Origin of the sequence: Oceanobacillus sp. FSL W7-1309 (genome assembly GCF_038002145.1) — a bacterium.
Classification (GTDB): Bacteria; Bacillota; Bacilli; order Bacillales; family Amphibacillaceae; genus Oceanobacillus; species Oceanobacillus profundus.
The window spans coordinates 1531734-1547333 of record NZ_JBBOBX010000002.1 but is presented as its reverse complement, the minus strand read 5'-3'; the positions used below and the strand labels follow the sequence as shown (position 1 = coordinate 1547333).

Below are 15600 nucleotides of genomic sequence, written 5' to 3'. Positions count from 1 at the left end.
CTGTAAACACTATATTGATCGCAGGAAAAAGTATAGATTGTATTACCAATGGTAATAATCCGCCTTATTTAGACCTATTCAGGGTAATCTTGTTGTTCTTTAAGTTGATGTGTTTGGGAGTTAGTTCCCATTCTATATTTTAAACGTATCAATTTAAGGTAATAAAAAAAGCCTTTCCCATTTTACTGGAACAGACTTTAAGATTATCATTTGGTTGGTTTGTTTGAGAAGAATAACGCGATAGTTCCGGGTCCTGAATGCGAACCGATTGCAGAACCGACCATCTCAATCAGAATGTTATCTTTTTCTACACCAAATTTTTCACTGATCATGGAAGCTAGCTTTTCAGCAGTTTCAAGGGCATCACCATGACTAATACCGATCGTTTGATTTTGAAAATCAGTTCCACGTTTTTCCATGAGTTCAAGCATTCTGCCAAGTACTTTTTTTGAGCCTCTAATTTTTTCAAGCGGGATTAATTTCCCGTCTTCAACATGGAGTAAAGGTTTGATTTTAAGTAATGTACCGACAAATGCTGCAGTTTTACTGACACGCCCACCGCGATATAGGTATTCTAAATCATCTACCGTAAAAATATGCTCCATATGTTCAGCTTGATAGGTAGCGGCTTCCATGATTTCTTCTAAGCTGGCACCATTTTGTGCAAGTTTTGCAGCGTGCAGGACAACGAGCCCATATCCAATTGAGGCGCATTTAGTATCGATAATGTGAATGGGCGCATCCGGGTATTCTTCCTTTACTTCCTGTTCCATCATTTTAGCAGTTTGATAAGTACCTGATAGAGCAGAAGAGAAAGCAATGTAAACCAGAGGCTTATTTGCTTTGGCATAAGTCGTGAAAACAGATTTAAATGTTTGTGGCGAGACCTGAGAAGTTTTCGGAGATTTCCCATCTCTCATTGCGTTATAGACACTTTTAGGTTCAATAGTTTTTCCGTCTTCGTATTCTTTTTCTTCTAAATGAACGGTTAATGATACCATTTCGATGTTAAATTCGTTATAATGTTTCAATGATAAATCACTTGCTGAGTCAGCGAGAATTTGTATCGTCATTTTTTCACCTACATTCTAAATTCTTTCTATGTCTAGTTTATAGCTATCTAGTGCTTTAGTCAAAGTATAATCCAGTAATAGTTAGAATTATCTACAATATTGAAGATGGTTGAAATTACTACTAAAGGTGTATGAAGTATATTAAAGAGGAGGTTGAAGTGCTACTATGTTTATGATGGAAGCAAAACGCATAATTGTTGTGATATTCGGTGCGTTATTAAATGCAATTTCGTTAAACTTTTTCTTAATTGGAGCAAATGTATATGCAAGTGGGTTTACCGGGGCAGCCCAGCTGCTATCAAGTGTGTTTAATGATTTTATCGGAATTGGTATCAGTACAGGGATCTTGCTTTTTGTACTAAATATTCCGGTTTTACTTTTAGGCTGGTATAAAGTTGGTAAAGGTTTTACGATTTACAGCATTATCTCTGTATTCTTCTCCACGCTTTTCTTAGAGGTTATTCCTGTAATCGAGCTTTCTGGTGATATTATATTGAACGCAGCATTTGGTGGGGTTATTGGTGGCGTTGGAGTAGGTATCACACTAAAAATCGGTGCTTCTACTGGAGGGATGGATATTGTAGCGATGATTTTATCGCGCTTGAAGGATAAGCCGATTGGTAATTACTTTTTAGTGATGAATGCCGTCATTATTTTGTTTGCTGGAATTTTATACGAACCTGAGAATGCGTTGTACACAATGGTTACGTTATATGTATCGACACGGGTAATTGATGCGATTCATACACGACATGAGAAAGTTACAGCATGGATTGTTACACTTAAAGCAGATGAATTACAGGAAGCAATTCATCGAAAAATGATTCGGGGTATAACAATTTTGCCTGCAAAGGGAGCTTACACGAAAGCAGACAAAAGTGTAATGTATCTTGTAATTACACGTTATGAGTTATATGACTTAGAAAAAATAATTAATGAGGTAGATCCAACTGCGTTTACAAATGTTGTGGAAACTGCAGGTGTGTTTGGTTCTTTCAGACGTGATTGATAGGAGAATGACAAATGAGATATTTCATGCTTATAATTATAGTTTTTTTGCTGGCGGCATGTGGAAATGAAAATCAAGCAGCAGAAAATAATAATTCAATCGTATTTCAAAATATTGATGTTGTATCAGATGCAAATGAATTTGTGTTAACCGGTGAAGTTGCTGCGACAGAAGGGGAATTTTTCTATGTTATCGAACAAGGGGACGAGCAAATTTCTGAAGAAAAACGAATTTCTATCGCACAGAAATCAGGTGATTGGGTGGAATTTGAAATTAAAGAAAAGCTATCTGAAGCTGTGATTGAAAGTAACAATCCACCAATTATGATGTTATATGGAAAAAATATGGACGATGAAATTGTAAACCCGAACTATATTCCAGTTGATATAAAAAAGGAATAAAATCGGTATCGTGAAATGTGTACTATTAAAGCAAGAGGTTAACCAGAAGAAATGGTTAACCTCTTGCTTTATGTACTTAATATCCGTGTTTTTCAAAAATCTCTAGTACTTTTGGATTTAAAGTGTCCCACTCCACATCAAACTGTTTATTAACAGTGATGAAGTTTTGGTAGCCAAATACATTATCTACTTCTTCAAGTTCCATCAAATCATTTAAAATATCGTATTCGCTTGTATTGCCTGGCATAACGGAAACGCTATTTGTGCCTTCAAAAATTAACTTGTCCGTAGTAAATTTCATCGCATTAGGGTTAGGTGTAGCTTCTATGCGAACTCCCATAACAAAATCCCTCCTAAACATACTTACTTCTATAGTAGCAGAAATGTGTATAAAAAAAAAGAAAGACCCATGTGTAATGGTCGAATTCAAACAGTTTAATGAATAGTGCAGAATAGAGCGCTTAAATAAAAAATCTCCCTGAACGACAGGGAGATTTTTCGTTTAGCAAACCAGCTTCATTATTTTGCTTAATGAATTAGAGATTGCTTAAGAATTCATTACTGTAATTGATTGTGCTGTTTCAACTGCTGTTCAAGTTGTTGTAATTGATTGCGTTCCTCAGGTGTAGCCTCGGTGTAGGCTGCTTGCACTGCGTTTTGCGCAGCTTGCTTATCTTGGGAGTTAGCATTGCCTTGCATCATCATGTTTGAAACTGCGTCTTTAGCTTGCTGGAATAGGTTGTTTTGCACCTAAAACCCTCCTAGATTGTGGTTGTCTACTTCTTCATGCTTTCGTTCTTCGTCCGATAAAGTGGAACGATAGGTGAAAACCTCTGCATGTTTTTTGACAGAAGCGGCACCCTGATGAATGAAACGCTTCGATTTACTTCGTTTGCCCAAGACGAAAACCTCCTTGGATAATAACGAATTACTCGGAACAGATGCTAAAAGTAAAGCAAATCAAAAGTGAACGTATCATACGTTCACTAAGTAGTATGGACGATCGTCCATTTTATATAGCTGGTAAGTACTGGCGTATAAAGTAGTGTTCAAAAAGTTCAATTAAACTGTTTTTACTTTAATCTTTAAATACTCTTCTAGAAAAACACCAATTCCATCTTGTTCATTTGTTAAGGTCTGATATTTTGAAACGGACTTCAATTCATCAATTGCATTGCCCATTGCAACGCCGACACCAGCGTAATCAATCATCTCTAGATCATTATCCTCATCACCAAAGGCAATGATACGTTCTTTTGGAATACCGTAATAATCAGCAATTTTTTGTAACCCAACGGCTTTGTTTATCCCTTTTTTAATGATTTCAATGATATTCCAAGGTGCGCCCCATCTACGGTGCTCAATAATTTCGGCATGATAATCATCCAGATGGTTACGCAATGACTCAATATGATCTTTTTTCGGGTAAATTAGAACAGAAGTTGGATCCTCTTCTAATTTATCTTTGATGTTTCCAATAATATAAGGTCGATATTTTTGAGTTTGGTGGAAAATGTCAATTATCTCCTGGCTGTAATTATCAAGATAAACATCATCCATCACTTCAGCCAATATGTTATGAACCTCTAAATCATAGCAGGCATCAATTATGGTATGAGCAGTTTTGAGTGGCATTGGAGTATGCATAGCGAAATCCCATGTGCGATCTTGTGGGTGGTGGATTAATGCACCATTAAAATTAACCATGGGAGAGTTTAAGCCAAGTTCATTATAATAATGAATGCTTGCACGGTGTGGTCTACCAGTAGAAATCACAACGAGATGCCCTTCCTCCATGGCAGTTTGAATCGTTTGCTTCGTTCGAGCACTAATCTCTTGTTTATTCGTTAGAAGTGTACCATCAAGATCCAACGCAATTAAATGTTTTTTATTTTCCATAAAATTCACCTCGTATGTGATAGTGTATAGAGGAAAGCGAAATATGTAAAGTAATTTTTCCTTTACATTATTTGCAACAAGCTCAAGTTTACCCTTAAAATAGAACGTAGTATAAAGAGAAGGAGCGGAATAACATACATGATCGGAATCTATACAGAAACTATCCAAACGATACCATGCTTAGTTGTAGTAGACGCAGAAAAGAAAAATGAAGCATTACCAGTTATTACCTACTTTCACGGATTTACAAGTGCAAAAGAACATAATCTACCGTTAGCATATTTGTTAGCTGAAAAGGGCTTTAGAGTAGTTTTACCTGACAGCATGTATCATGGTGAAAGAGAGCCAGATATACCAAAATTAAAAAAACAGGTTTCTTTTTGGAACATCGTTATGCAAAATGTAAAAGAATTAGCCACTATTAAATCATTTTTCGAATCGAAAGGGTTGATTTTGGAAGACCGTTTTGGAGTGGCCGGAACAAGTATGGGAGGAATTACGACATCTGCCGCATTGTCACAGTATTCATGGATTAAAGTGGCAGCAATTTTAATGGGCTCTCCGAAAATTACGACTTATGCAAAGACATTGGTTGAGAGCTTTAAAAAAGTAGGGGACCTGCCGGTAACAGAGGAAATGATTGAGAGTCTCTATGAGCAATTAGAGAATTATGATTTATCAAAGCAACCAGAGAAATTAAATGACCGTCCGTTATTATTTTGGCATGGAGAAAGTGATTCAGTTGTTCCGTTTGATCATTCCTATACATTTTATGATGAAGTTCAAATGGTCTATCGAAATAAAGAGAACATTAAATTCATTAAAGAACCAAACCAAAATCATAAAGTAAGTCGATCAGCTATATTGGAAACAGTAAAATGGTTTGATAAACATTTATAATGATGATAGTGGCAGGAGGAAGAGGTTAAAATCATTTAATAAAACCTGAATTTATGTTTAAATAGAAATAGATGAAGGATGGGAGGTAGAAGAGATGGATGAAGCGTTAAAAGAGAATTTACTTGGCGCATTAGAAAATGTAATCGACCCTGAGTTAGGCATTGACATTGTTAATTTAGGATTAATATATGATGTTGATTTAGATGAAGATGGGGTTTGTAACGTTACAATGACCTTAACGTCAATGGGATGTCCACTGGCTGCGCATATTGAAACAGATATTAAGCATGCACTTGCAGATATTCCAGAAGCGAAAGAAATAAAAGTAAATGTTGTATGGGATCCACCATGGGGTAAAGATAAAATGTCACGTTATGCTAAAATTGCCCTGGGAATTCCGGATTGAGCTTAAATAATAAGAAAAAGCAGCCCGAAATGTAATGGAGCTGCTTTTTTAATTGCTTCGGAAACTATAAAATTTGAATGCAGTGGATAACTTAGTTGCCGGAACAGCCACGTCCAGCTCCAGCGCCCAACGACTAGCGAGACTTCCCTCACCTCCGTACGATAAGTCAACATCGGCTTCCTACGGTCGCCGTGTTTCCTTTATCTCCTGCGGCTCAGTCCAGTCCGTACGTCGCTAAACGGGCGCTTGCGCTTTTGTTCTTGCTTCGTGAAACTATACTAATTGAAAGTTGTGTGGATTACGTTGAGCCTTATTTACGAAGCGAGTCTCCTCGCATTACTAAACCAGGGCTTTTCTATAAGAAAAATATAACCAATAACCCTACGACAACACAGTAATAAGAGAAATATTTTAAATTTCCTTTAGCCATGATGTTCATAAACCATTTTAATGCAAAGTAGGTTGCAATAAATGCCGTGATAAAGGCAATAATATTTGGAATGAGCATGGATTGAAATTCCGGACTGCTCACTAATTTAGGAACTTCAATTATGGTTGTTCCTAAGCTGACCGGGATATACAGCAGGAATGAAAAGCGAAGTGCGGTTTCTTGTCTCATTCCAACGAGCATCGATGCAACAATCGTTGATCCCGAACGACTAATCCCTGGTGTCACTGCAACTGCTTGCGTAAGTCCGACAATTAATGCATCCTTCAATGTTAGGTCGCGGTCGTTTTTTCTTCCCCTTAGATTACGAATCATCCATACAGCAGCTGCTGTAATTAAGAGTGTAACCCCAACTACATTTGTTCCGCTTAATGCTTCCCCAATTGCATCGCCAAACAACAAGCCAATAATACCAACTGGGATTGTTGCGACAATAAGATAAATGATAAATTGAAAGTCGCTTTTTGCCTCTGGATCCTGCTTTATTAAGTAAATAATGCCGTTTTTAATTAAACGAATAATATCGTTCCAATAAATGATGAAAACCGCTAAAAGTGAAGCGAAGTTCACAAATATCTCGAAGGATAACCCACTCGCTTCGATACCAAATAGTTCTCGGAAAATAATAAGATGTCCACTCGATGAAATTGGGATTGGTTCTGTAACACCTTGTACGAGTCCTAAAATAAAATACTGGATGATTGTCCATAATTCTGATACAAATTCCATTGTTTTCTCTCCTTATTATAGCCATTCATTTTCACCTGCAAACAAGTCACCAGATACTGCGCCTATGAATAGGCTGATGGTGAGAAGGAGGTTACGAAAATGAAAAGTGATACTAAACATATGTATGATTTATGTAAAAGCCATATGCATTCGTATGTGCTTGCACAAACAACGGATGGCTCAAGTTTTGATGCAATTATAACTGGTTTGGATGATGAATACGTATATTTTGCTATGCCAGTAGACCCAAATCAACAAGGCTACCAAGAACATGAAGATAGTAGAGGATTTGGCTTTGGTTTTCCTGGATACGGGTATCCAGGGTTTGGTTATGGATTTGGGCGACCACCGCGTAGATTTCAACGGTTAATTTTGCCACTGGCAGCACTCGCAGCCATAAGTATCCTACCTTGGTATTAAAAATGAAAACCCTTGCCGTCATTGCTAAAGGCAAGGGTTATTTCTGCATTTAATTACTTTTCTCTTTTAGTACGCCATCACCTAAAATGAAAGCAGCTACTACAAAAACAGCTGAAAGAATTAATGCTTCTGATAGGACGAAAGGTTCTCCACCCATACTAGTTAACACATAGGATACAGCAGCACTGATCAAAACAGCCCAAACAATCGTCATTATGTAACGCATAACTCCCACCCCACTTCTTATTCTATAAAAGGTTATAACAAAAAGAAGCACTTGAAACAACCTATTGTAAAAAAGTTTAGATCAATTTATTATTCGAACGATATTCATCTTTATATCCTCATATAGTTTATCAAATACAAACAAAAATGAAAAGGCTTGTCATGAAAATAAAATATTTAAAGTGCCTCTTCAAATAGGAGGATGAAAAGCAAGCCAACGAGCTACCACAGGATGTGGTGACTTTGACGTTCGACATAGGACGTGTCGGTTTTTAGTCGAAGGTCTTTGTTCTCGATGTGTCATTTTCACCGGACTTTTTGAACATCCTCTTAAATGTAACGCAAAATATCCTTGATAAGGGAAGTGTTTACGAATGTCTATCTTGGTAATGGATTGCAATGATTGGAGAACCTATCATATTGTTGAAATGCTCTTACAAAATGATTACAAAGTGGATGCTTTTTTAACTACAAGTACCGAAGAAGATTTAAGTATGTTTTTTGTACGAAATAGTTCGTTTTCTATCGTTACAGAAGACGTTCAAAAAAAGTATGCTGTTGGCATCTTTTTAGGAGATATAGAAAGTGATATGCGTCATGAATTCGATCAATTAATTGTAATTAATCCAGCTAAGAACTCATTTCAATCCGACACACATACAAAATGTACTGTCATTCACACTCCGATTCTTTTTGGAGAGTGGATGCCAATGAAGGAAGAAGGGATATATAATGAAGACACATTCATACCTTTTGAATCCGAAACATTTGAGAAAAGTGCACTTTATATAGGCGATTTTACCAAGGCGCTCCTTCAGTGGCTACAAGTTTCCGATTTACCACCGATCCTATATGTGAATAATAAAAATGATGGAAAAAAGGGAGACTCGAAACTTGAAAAAAACGTCTTCATCCGTGACAATATACCTAAGCGAGAGAAGGTGAAATCTGTAATCGAGCATTATCGTTCCAAAAGGAATTTCAAGATTTGATATCAAAATGTAACATTGGATTCATTTACCGAAAAAAATGTAGCAGGTACAATGGAAGAAGCTTTGAAAATGTGGCAGAATGGAGGCCGGACCTTGAGGAATATCAAAATCATTCTATTATTCGTAGCAAGTGCATCAATTCTTTCAGGCTGCTCATACTTTAATACAGGTCAAATTCAAAATGTTGGTTTGCTGGTTGATACTGCCATCGATGAGAATGCATGGAGTGAGAAGGGCTATAAAGGACTTTCGCTAATCGAAGAGCGCTTCGATGTCCAAGTGTATTATAAAGAAAATATAACGACCGAAGAGGAAATTAACGAAGCCATTGATGAATTTGTACAAGATGGAGTGAACCTGATTTTTGGTCACAGTAACATGTATGGTGACTATTTTATAGATATCGCAGAGCTATATCCGGATGTCCATTTTGTATACGTTAACGGTGGTGAGAGCAGTGAAAATGTTACGAGTTTAAATTTTAATTCACATGCGATGGGTTTTTTTGCTGGAATGGTAGCAGGTGAGATGACGACTACAAATGAAATAGGTGTCATTGCTGCTTTTTCTTGGCAATCAGAAGCAGAGGGGTTCTATGAGGGGGTAAAATACCAAAATCCAAATGCTCATATCCGCGTAAATTATACAAACAGCTGGACGAATACCGATATAGCTACAGGCATTTATAAGACAATGCAGCAAAATGGTGTGGATATTGTGTATCCGATTGGAGATTCTTATAGTGAAGAGGTTATCCGAAAAGCCGCTGAAGATCAAAACTATGCGATTGGTTATATTACAGACCAGCTTTCCATAGCTCCTAACACAGTTCTAACAAGTACAATCCAACATGTTGACGAGCTCTATGAAAAAACAGCCGAGCAATTTAATGAAGGTAAGCTTGCAGGAGAGTTGATTACATTAGATTTTAACGACGAGTTTATTACTTTAGGTGAATTCAATGAAGCAATTCCAGAAGCTTTTCAGGAAGAATTACATGACCTCATTAAAGAATATAAAGAGACAGGACTACTTCCGAATGAACACTAATTAAACAGCGAAATATCCATTTTTTCTTGCTAAATAGTGTATTTTACATTAAAATTAGTACCAAGTCATAATAATTGATATTAAAGTACAACCAATTAAACATGAATATATAAGGGAGCTGTCAATATGAACGTAGGTATATTGGGCACAGGTCAATATCTTCCAACTAGAGTAGTTACAAATAAAGATTTGGAAAAAATAGTTGATACAAATGATGAATGGATCCGAACACGAACTGGGATTGAGGAAAGAAGGTTAGCCGAGGACGATATCGATACATCGGATATGGCATACCATGCAGCACTTGGTGCACTTGAAGAAGCTGCAATCGATGCAGCTGATATTGACTTAATTTTAGTTGCAACTGTAACTGCAGATACGCCATTTCCATCTGTGGCATGTATGGTGCAGGAACGTCTAGGTGCGATGAATGCAGCTGCGATGGATATTGGTGCCGCATGTGCTGGTTTTATGTATGGATTAATTACAGCTAAACAATTTATCGAAACAAAAGCTTATAAAAATGTACTTGTCATTGGTGCGGATAAGCTATCTAAAATCATCAATTGGGAAGACCGCTCTACCTGTGTATTGCTTGGAGATGGAGCTGGGGCAGCGGTTGTTGGTGAAGTTACAGAAGGAAAAGGGATCCTATCTTTTGAATTAGGAGCTAATGGATCTGGTGGTAAAGATTTATATCAGAACGAAAATGATCAACTCGTTATGAACGGTCGTGAAGTATTTAAATTTGCAGTAAGACAAATGCCAGAGTCTACAGTTAACGTAATTAAACAATTGGGTTATAGTAAAGAGGATGTTGATTATTTGGTGCCGCATCAGGCGAATATTCGAATTATGGATGCTGCTCGTGAGCGTTTAGGAATTTCACCTGATAAAATGGCAGCGACAATTAGAAAGTACGGAAATAATTCCGCAGCATCGATACCTATGGCTTTATCGGAATCAGTAAAAGAAGGTAAAATAAAAGATAATGATTTAATTGTATTAGTTGGCTTTGGTGGCGGGCTAACTTGGGGCGCGGTTGCAATGCGTTGGGGCAAATAAGCCGTTAATTTAGTGAAAGGTGGAAAAGATAATGAAAGAAAACAGAGTAGTAGTTACTGGATTAGGGGCAGTAACACCTCTAGGTAATAATGTGGAAACGATGTGGGAAAACATCTTAGCGGGTAAATCAGGGATTGATTTTGTAACGAAGGTTAATAAAGACCATTATCCTGCTAAGGTTGCCGCAGAAGTAAAGGACTTTGAGGCTACGGAATATATGGATAAAAAAGATGTACGTAAAATGGATCCATTCACACAGTATGCAGTTGCTGCAGCGAAAATGGCTGTAGAAGATGCAAAGCTTACGATAGATGATAGCAATGCACATCGAGTAGGCGTATGGATTGGCTCAGGAATCGGTGGTATGAAAACCTGGGAGGATCAGCATACAAAACTATTAGAAAAAGGTCCGAAAAGGGTTAGTCCATTTTTTGTCCCAATGATGATTCCGGATATGGCTGCTGGTCAAGTATCCATTCAATTAGGTGCAAAAGGTATCAACTCTTGTTCTGTTACAGCTTGTGCGTCAGGTGCCAATTCAATTGGTGATGCATTCAAAGCGGTTCAGCGTGGAGATGTTGACTATATTATTGCCGGCGGTACAGAGGCGCCAATCTCTGATATGGCCTTTGCTGGTTTCTCTTCAGCGAAAGCTTTATCTACAAATGAAGATCCAAGTACAGCTAGCCGCCCATTTGATAAAAACCGAGATGGTTTTGTTATGGGGGAAGGTGCCGGGATTTTAATTTTAGAATCATTGGATTCGGCAATTGAGCGTGGTGCAAAAATCTATGGAGAAATCGTCGGATATGGTGCTACAGGTGATGCTTACCATATTACAGCTCCAGCAGAAAATGGTGAAGGTGCAGCTCGTGCGATGCAGCTTGCGCTTAAGGATGCTGGCATTGCTCCGGAAGAAGTAGATTACATTAATGCACACGGGACAAGCACGAATTTAAATGATAAATACGAAACAGCTGCAATTAAGTCCGTTTTTGGTGATTATGCAAATAAGCTTGCTATTTCCTCGACGAAATCTATGACAGGACATTTACTTGGTGCAGCAGGTGGGGTAGAGGCTGTTATTTCGATTAAATCAATTAAAGATAGTATCGTCCCTGCAACAATTAATTATGAGACTCCAGACCCAGACTGTGATTTGGATTATGTCCCGAATGAAGCGAGACAACAGAATGTAGATGTTGTTGTAAGTAATTCACTTGGATTTGGTGGACATAATGTTGCGCTTGTATTTAAAAAGTATAAATAATTAACTATGAAAAGCTAAGAAGCTGGTAGCATGGAACATTGCTAACCGGCTTTTTTGATGTTTTAAAAAGTTCATCTAACTGAGTGCAGATTTAAGGAGGGATCCTGATGTTCAAAAGAATTGGCTGTGATTCAAGAATAAATGCTGATGTTCACAAATGCTTCGCCAGTAAGTAAATTCTGGGTTCAAATAGATACCTAACTTGGCAGGAGTTAATTTTTTTGCTCGTTAATAACGTTAGATGAAATGACATGTTTTGAGTTAGCTAGCATAAAATGTACTAATAAAAACGGACAAGCTTAGGTGGGATATCATGGGATATATTTTTATCTTTCTCATTGGATTTGGACTAGCTGTTACTGGTGGCGTTACCATTATTGCATATATGAATTTTCTTCCAGCTGGTTTATCATGGTCGGATTACTTTATTTTTATTAGTAGCAGGATTGAATGCTATTTTCTATTAATTGGACTTGCTATCATGGCATTTGTGCTTTATCGTTATCCAAATTAATTTTAATGGAACTTCTCGAATATTTTTCACCGTGATGGTCATAATGTATTCTAAATCGGAATATGAAAAGTGAGGGTTGTTCTATGTTATATTTGCACGATGTATGGGTGAATTGGTTTGAAGGAGAAGAGAATGGCTACAGTGTCTGCCATTTCCATGAGTGGCGTAAGGAGGACACAATTGAGCTGTTGGACCAAGTGCCGTTGTTATACATAACAGAAACACTATATAACTACATTGAAAATGATATGCATGATCTACCGAAAGCTTTGCTTGATTCGATCTACAAAAGAGCATATACACGCAAGGGACAAAAAAGATCGGTTGTGGAGTATGCATGTATCGTTACAGACGGTAATGATATACTTGCTTTTGATACGATTGGCTATTCGATACCTATTCGTAAAAGTAGATTAATACCGCGACAAGAACAGCTAGTATTTGATATGATTGCCAATACGAAAGCACAATCTTTTAAATTCGTTGAAAGTGATTACCAAAAAGAATACCATATGCTTTCCATGTCGCCTGAGCTGATCTTTGGACTGACAAGAAAAGAAAGACAACTCAAACAATTGCTCATGATTGGCTTGGATCAGTTGAAGACAACAAATAACCGCGAAGAATTGCGGTACTGGCTAACTGAATGGGATCCCAAGCAATATCCTGCGATTCGCTATATGGATGAGGATACGGTTTGGGAAACGTTGTATAATGGTGTGAAAGAGGGCTGGAGCCCAACCCATGAAGAACTTTGCATGAAATTGATTCGCGGACAGCCTTTTTTAGAGAAAATGTGGGAAGCTGAGATTGGGCCAGAACATGATACATCCAATCAAAAATAGATTTCAGTATATGCCATCGAACAAGCTAAAAGCAATGCGCTAAGCAGAAAAATCTGCCTAGCGCATTTTAAATGATTATTTTTTAACTCTTCCAAGTCCCATAGCTTTCTTTGCTTTGGCAACCGTTTTATTTGCTGTAAATGATGCCTTCTCTGCACCTTGATCTAAAATCTCATCAAGCTTTTTGGAATCAATTAATGCTGCATATCGATCCTGAACTGGTTTCAAAACACTAATTACGGCATCTGCAACGCCTTGTTTGAAATCCCCATAGCCTTTGCCTTCATATTTTGCTTCAAGTGCTTCAATGGATTCACCTGTGCAACTTGAATAGATCGTTAGCAAGTTAGAAACACCAGACTTGTTCTCTTTATCAAATTTCACAATACCTTCCGAATCCGTTACAGCGCTCTTAATCTTCTTCTCGATTTTCTTTGGTTCGTCAAGCATAGAAATGTAGCCTTTTTCATTTGTATCGGATTTACTCATTTTCTTCGTTGGATCCTGTAAGGACATAATCCGAGCTCCTACTTTCGGAATACGAATTTCAGGAATTGTAAAAATTTCATTAAAGCGATTATTAAAACGTTGCGCTAAATTTCGAGTTAATTCTAGATGCTGCTTTTGATCATCTCCAACGGGTACAACGTTCGTATTATAAAGAAGAATATCTGCGGCCATTAGTGAGGGATACGTTAGTAGTGCAGAAGAAACTGCATCTTTCCCTTCCGATTTATCTTTATATTGTGTCATACGTTCAAGTTCACCAACATAGCTGATAGACTGTAACATCCATCCTAGCTGTGTATGTGCTGGTACCTCAGATTGGATGAACAAGGTTGCTTTTTCAGGGTCAATACCTGAAGCGAGGTATAGGGCTGCCAAAGAACGGATATTTTGCCTTAATTTTAATCGTTCTTGAGGTACTGTAATTGCGTGTTCGTCTACAATGCAGAAGAAACACTGGTAATCATTTTGTAATTCAACAAACTGCTGGATTGCTCCAAGGTAATTCCCCAGTGTTAACGTACCACTTGGTTGAATACCAGAAAAAATTTTCTCCATGTCTTATCACTCCATCTTATCATTTTAAAGCATTAAAAAAAGCCCATTCTCCCTGTAGAAAGGGACGAATGAACCGCGGTGCCACCCTAATTATCTTAACTTTGTAAGATCACTTTAATTGTTATCAGCTCTAAAGTCCAATTCCAATTTACCTTGATGCTTGTTTCCACCAACCACAAGCTCTCTAAAATTCAGCGGGCAAATTGTACTCTATCTTTTTCATCGCTAAACATATTGATTTTAAAATATTATATATGGAATTATTGTGATTTGCAAGTAGTAACATTCGAAAAGGTTATGATTGAAAAAGTACCAGTTATCCCATTTCTTATTTGAAATTCCAGCGTCCTTTAGTAAGCTAACAAATAAAGAATCTTTTTCATTTTCTAAGGCTTTAGTAGTGCAAGAATCATGTGCTTTATAGTTTAATTCTCGTGCATGCTTTAACGTTGAATCTTGAAGGTAATTTGTTGGGGTCGATTGCTCAAAACAACCAGTTGCAATATATGTAATTTATGCAGGTGCCCAGAAAAATATTGGACCCGCCGGCGTAACAGTGGTCCTTATCCGTAAAGATAAGCTTGAAAAAGGGAATTCATCTATCCCAATTATCTGGGATGGAAAGCAGTTTTTTTAAACGAGTAATTGCCTGATTATGAATTTCTTCATAATCGGTACTTCGATGGCTTAGCTCCATTATAGACATCCCGGTACCTCTAAAATTCACTAGTTCATGATGGACCTTCTCCAGTACTACAAGTGGTAATAAAAAGTACTTTATTGGTTTAGGTGGAAAAAATATGATTTGTGCTTCGCATATGGCTGCGGCTTGTTACGGAATTGAGGATAATTTGGGGAGTTTAGTAACCCCTTTAAGACATTGCTTTAACAAGGCGGAATCGGAATACTTGTCTCATTTGCCTGATGCATATATTCAAGTTGTAATGAAGTATAACGAACAAGATGAGCTTGTTCATAGTGGATTTTCGTTGCGGTTATGACTGGTACTGAACGAGTTCTTGAGCAATGGAAAGAAAAAGAAGATTTACAGGATTTATCACATGCTACCGCCCATCTAATCTATGGCTCTTCAGAAGGGCGTTTTAAAATTAGGTACGCTCCAAAACAATTAACGAAGGAAGAAGTGGAGTTAGTTAATTATAATTATTTGGATTATGAGAAGGCCATGAAACTGTATTCACCAGATAAGCTAAAAAACGGGTTTAATTAACTAGAAAATGGTGAAGAAATTTACTACATCAGTACACCTTCAGCAGGATTATGGACAA

21 protein-coding genes, 2 pseudogenes and 1 other annotated feature are annotated in these 15600 nt (G+C 37.4%); of the genes and pseudogenes, 14 read left to right on the top strand and 9 right to left on the bottom strand.

What is annotated here, in order from left to right:
• Positions 1-206: 206 nt before the first annotated feature.
• Positions 207-1073, bottom strand: coding sequence for a DegV family protein (locus tag NST46_RS20310; RefSeq protein WP_118888740.1), 867 nt, complete (start codon positions 1071-1073; stop codon positions 207-209).
• A gap of 166 nt (positions 1074-1239) precedes the next feature.
• On the opposite strand from NST46_RS20310, the gene NST46_RS20305 reads away from it, so the two are divergent.
• Together NST46_RS20305 and NST46_RS20300 are read left to right on the top strand one after the other, a co-directional pair.
• Complete coding sequence (locus NST46_RS20305; protein ID WP_095309563.1) at positions 1240-2082, top strand: YitT family protein; 843 nt, start codon at positions 1240-1242, stop codon at positions 2080-2082.
• A 14-nt stretch (positions 2083-2096) separates the two neighbouring features.
• Positions 2097-2483: a hypothetical protein gene (locus tag NST46_RS20300; protein WP_095309561.1), complete on the top strand. Its 387-nt coding sequence runs from the start codon at positions 2097-2099 to the stop codon at positions 2481-2483.
• Between the two features lie 76 nt (positions 2484-2559).
• Here the strand turns inward: NST46_RS20300 and NST46_RS20295 are convergent, their stop codons facing one another.
• From NST46_RS20295 to NST46_RS20280, 4 genes are all read right to left on the bottom strand, one after another.
• Complete coding sequence (locus tag NST46_RS20295) at positions 2560-2823, bottom strand: NifU N-terminal domain-containing protein (RefSeq protein ID WP_095309559.1); 264 nt, start codon at positions 2821-2823, stop codon at positions 2560-2562.
• Positions 2824-3041: 218 nt separating this feature from the next.
• Positions 3042-3233: a DUF3813 family protein gene (locus tag NST46_RS20290; protein WP_095309557.1), complete on the bottom strand. Its 192-nt coding sequence runs from the start codon at positions 3231-3233 to the stop codon at positions 3042-3044.
• Positions 3234-3383, bottom strand: a complete 150-nt coding sequence (locus NST46_RS20285) for a hypothetical protein (protein WP_251660500.1) — start codon at positions 3381-3383, stop codon at positions 3234-3236.
• Between the two features lie 162 nt (positions 3384-3545).
• Complete coding sequence (locus tag NST46_RS20280; protein ID WP_341137672.1) at positions 3546-4382, bottom strand: Cof-type HAD-IIB family hydrolase; 837 nt, start codon at positions 4380-4382, stop codon at positions 3546-3548.
• A 138-nt stretch (positions 4383-4520) separates the two neighbouring features.
• Between NST46_RS20280 and NST46_RS20275 the strand changes: the two genes are divergently transcribed.
• Both NST46_RS20275 and NST46_RS20270 read left to right on the top strand, forming a co-directional pair.
• Positions 4521-5282 carry a prolyl oligopeptidase family serine peptidase gene (locus tag NST46_RS20275; protein WP_095309553.1) on the top strand — a complete coding sequence of 254 codons (762 nt, stop codon included), beginning with the start codon at positions 4521-4523 and terminating at the stop codon, positions 5280-5282.
• Positions 5283-5376: 94 nt separating this feature from the next.
• The gene (locus NST46_RS20270) at positions 5377-5688 is read left to right on the top strand and encodes a metal-sulfur cluster assembly factor (protein ID WP_095309551.1); all 312 of its coding nucleotides are present in this window, start codon (positions 5377-5379) and stop codon (positions 5686-5688) included.
• A 355-nt stretch (positions 5689-6043) separates the two neighbouring features.
• Here NST46_RS20270 and NST46_RS20265 read toward each other — a convergent pair whose 3' ends face one another.
• Positions 6044-6865 (bottom strand): undecaprenyl-diphosphate phosphatase, encoded by an 822-nt coding sequence (locus NST46_RS20265; RefSeq protein ID WP_118888742.1) that lies wholly within the window; start codon positions 6863-6865, stop codon positions 6044-6046.
• 99 nt (positions 6866-6964) lie between these two features.
• On the opposite strand from NST46_RS20265, the gene NST46_RS20260 reads away from it, so the two are divergent.
• Positions 6965-7285, top strand: a complete 321-nt coding sequence (locus NST46_RS20260) for a hypothetical protein (RefSeq protein WP_095309547.1) — start codon at positions 6965-6967, stop codon at positions 7283-7285.
• Between the two features lie 49 nt (positions 7286-7334).
• Here NST46_RS20260 and NST46_RS20255 read toward each other — a convergent pair whose 3' ends face one another.
• Entirely contained in the window at positions 7335-7511 is a 177-nt protein-coding gene (locus NST46_RS20255) for a DUF2929 family protein (protein ID WP_095309545.1), read from the bottom strand.
• A gap of 373 nt (positions 7512-7884) precedes the next feature.
• Between NST46_RS20255 and NST46_RS20250 the strand changes: the two genes are divergently transcribed.
• The 6 genes from NST46_RS20250 (at position 7885) to NST46_RS20225 (ending at position 13246) form a co-directional block, all read left to right on the top strand.
• On the top strand, positions 7885-8502 hold the full coding sequence (locus NST46_RS20250) for a hypothetical protein (protein WP_095309543.1): 618 nt from the start codon (positions 7885-7887) through the stop codon (positions 8500-8502).
• Positions 8503-8595: 93 nt separating this feature from the next.
• Positions 8596-9552 (top strand): BMP family ABC transporter substrate-binding protein, encoded by a 957-nt coding sequence (locus NST46_RS20245; RefSeq protein ID WP_251660497.1) that lies wholly within the window; start codon positions 8596-8598, stop codon positions 9550-9552.
• 126 nt (positions 9553-9678) lie between these two features.
• The gene (locus NST46_RS20240; RefSeq protein ID WP_341137671.1) at positions 9679-10617 is read left to right on the top strand and encodes a beta-ketoacyl-ACP synthase III; all 939 of its coding nucleotides are present in this window, start codon (positions 9679-9681) and stop codon (positions 10615-10617) included.
• A 31-nt stretch (positions 10618-10648) separates the two neighbouring features.
• Positions 10649-11887, top strand: coding sequence for a beta-ketoacyl-ACP synthase II (gene fabF / locus NST46_RS20235; protein WP_341137670.1), 1239 nt, complete (start codon positions 10649-10651; stop codon positions 11885-11887).
• A gap of 313 nt (positions 11888-12200) precedes the next feature.
• On the top strand, positions 12201-12401 hold the full coding sequence (locus NST46_RS20230) for a hypothetical protein (protein WP_095309537.1): 201 nt from the start codon (positions 12201-12203) through the stop codon (positions 12399-12401).
• A gap of 83 nt (positions 12402-12484) precedes the next feature.
• A complete protein-coding gene (locus NST46_RS20225; protein WP_341137669.1) occupies positions 12485-13246 on the top strand; it encodes a YjbA family protein in 762 nt (253 codons plus the stop codon).
• Positions 13247-13321: 75 nt separating this feature from the next.
• On the opposite strand, the gene trpS is transcribed toward NST46_RS20225, so the two are convergent.
• On the bottom strand, positions 13322-14311 hold the full coding sequence (trpS, locus tag NST46_RS20220; RefSeq protein ID WP_341137668.1) for a tryptophan--tRNA ligase: 990 nt from the start codon (positions 14309-14311) through the stop codon (positions 13322-13324).
• A 57-nt stretch (positions 14312-14368) separates the two neighbouring features.
• Positions 14369-14543 (bottom strand) — a binding site (T-box leader).
• 276 nt (positions 14544-14819) lie between these two features.
• Here trpS and NST46_RS20215 point away from each other — a divergent pair.
• A pseudogene (locus NST46_RS20215) lies at positions 14820-14918 on the top strand (aminotransferase class V-fold PLP-dependent enzyme); the annotation flags it as partial.
• On the opposite strand, the pseudogene NST46_RS20210 reads toward NST46_RS20215, so the two are convergent.
• A pseudogene (locus NST46_RS20210) lies at positions 14913-15116 on the bottom strand (hypothetical protein); the annotation flags it as partial. The pseudogenes NST46_RS20215 and NST46_RS20210 overlap by 6 nt on opposite strands.
• Here NST46_RS20210 and NST46_RS20205 point away from each other — a divergent pair.
• Both NST46_RS20205 and NST46_RS20200 read left to right on the top strand, forming a co-directional pair.
• On the top strand, positions 15112-15312 hold the full coding sequence (locus NST46_RS20205; RefSeq protein ID WP_341137667.1) for a hypothetical protein: 201 nt from the start codon (positions 15112-15114) through the stop codon (positions 15310-15312). The pseudogene NST46_RS20210 and the gene NST46_RS20205 sit on opposite strands and share 5 nt — an antisense overlap.
• Positions 15309-15542, top strand: a complete 234-nt coding sequence (locus NST46_RS20200) for a hypothetical protein (protein ID WP_341137666.1) — start codon at positions 15309-15311, stop codon at positions 15540-15542. The genes NST46_RS20205 and NST46_RS20200 overlap by 4 nt, the downstream gene beginning before the upstream one ends.
• Positions 15543-15600: the final 58 nt, after the last annotated feature.

Bases quoted from the DNA above. Each gene is read 5' to 3' on its own strand.
- NST46_RS20260 (WP_095309547.1), top strand. From the start codon at position 6,965: ATGAAAAGTGATACTAAACATATGTATGATTTATGTAAAAGCCATATG.
- NST46_RS20295 (WP_095309559.1), bottom strand. From the start codon at position 2,823: ATGGGAGTTCGCATAGAAGCTACACCTAACCCTAATGCGATGAAATTT.
- NST46_RS20265 (WP_118888742.1), bottom strand. From the start codon at position 6,865: ATGGAATTTGTATCAGAATTATGGACAATCATCCAGTATTTTATTTTA.
- NST46_RS20200 (WP_341137666.1), top strand. From the start codon at position 15,309: ATGACTGGTACTGAACGAGTTCTTGAGCAATGGAAAGAAAAAGAAGAT.
- NST46_RS20240 (WP_341137671.1), top strand. From the start codon at position 9,679: ATGAACGTAGGTATATTGGGCACAGGTCAATATCTTCCAACTAGAGTA.
- NST46_RS20275 (WP_095309553.1), top strand. From the start codon at position 4,521: ATGATCGGAATCTATACAGAAACTATCCAAACGATACCATGCTTAGTT.
- NST46_RS20225 (WP_341137669.1), top strand. From the start codon at position 12,485: ATGTTATATTTGCACGATGTATGGGTGAATTGGTTTGAAGGAGAAGAG.
- NST46_RS20250 (WP_095309543.1), top strand. From the start codon at position 7,885: ATGTCTATCTTGGTAATGGATTGCAATGATTGGAGAACCTATCATATT.
- NST46_RS20230 (WP_095309537.1), top strand. From the start codon at position 12,201: ATGGGATATATTTTTATCTTTCTCATTGGATTTGGACTAGCTGTTACT.
- NST46_RS20205 (WP_341137667.1), top strand. From the start codon at position 15,112: ATGATTTGTGCTTCGCATATGGCTGCGGCTTGTTACGGAATTGAGGAT.
- NST46_RS20305 (WP_095309563.1), top strand. From the start codon at position 1,240: ATGTTTATGATGGAAGCAAAACGCATAATTGTTGTGATATTCGGTGCG.
- NST46_RS20280 (WP_341137672.1), bottom strand. From the start codon at position 4,382: ATGGAAAATAAAAAACATTTAATTGCGTTGGATCTTGATGGTACACTT.
- trpS (WP_341137668.1), bottom strand. From the start codon at position 14,311: ATGGAGAAAATTTTTTCTGGTATTCAACCAAGTGGTACGTTAACACTG.
- NST46_RS20255 (WP_095309545.1), bottom strand. From the start codon at position 7,511: ATGCGTTACATAATGACGATTGTTTGGGCTGTTTTGATCAGTGCTGCT.
- NST46_RS20300 (WP_095309561.1), top strand. From the start codon at position 2,097: ATGAGATATTTCATGCTTATAATTATAGTTTTTTTGCTGGCGGCATGT.
- NST46_RS20270 (WP_095309551.1), top strand. From the start codon at position 5,377: ATGGATGAAGCGTTAAAAGAGAATTTACTTGGCGCATTAGAAAATGTA.
- fabF (WP_341137670.1), top strand. From the start codon at position 10,649: ATGAAAGAAAACAGAGTAGTAGTTACTGGATTAGGGGCAGTAACACCT.
- NST46_RS20310 (WP_118888740.1), bottom strand. From the start codon at position 1,073: ATGACGATACAAATTCTCGCTGACTCAGCAAGTGATTTATCATTGAAA.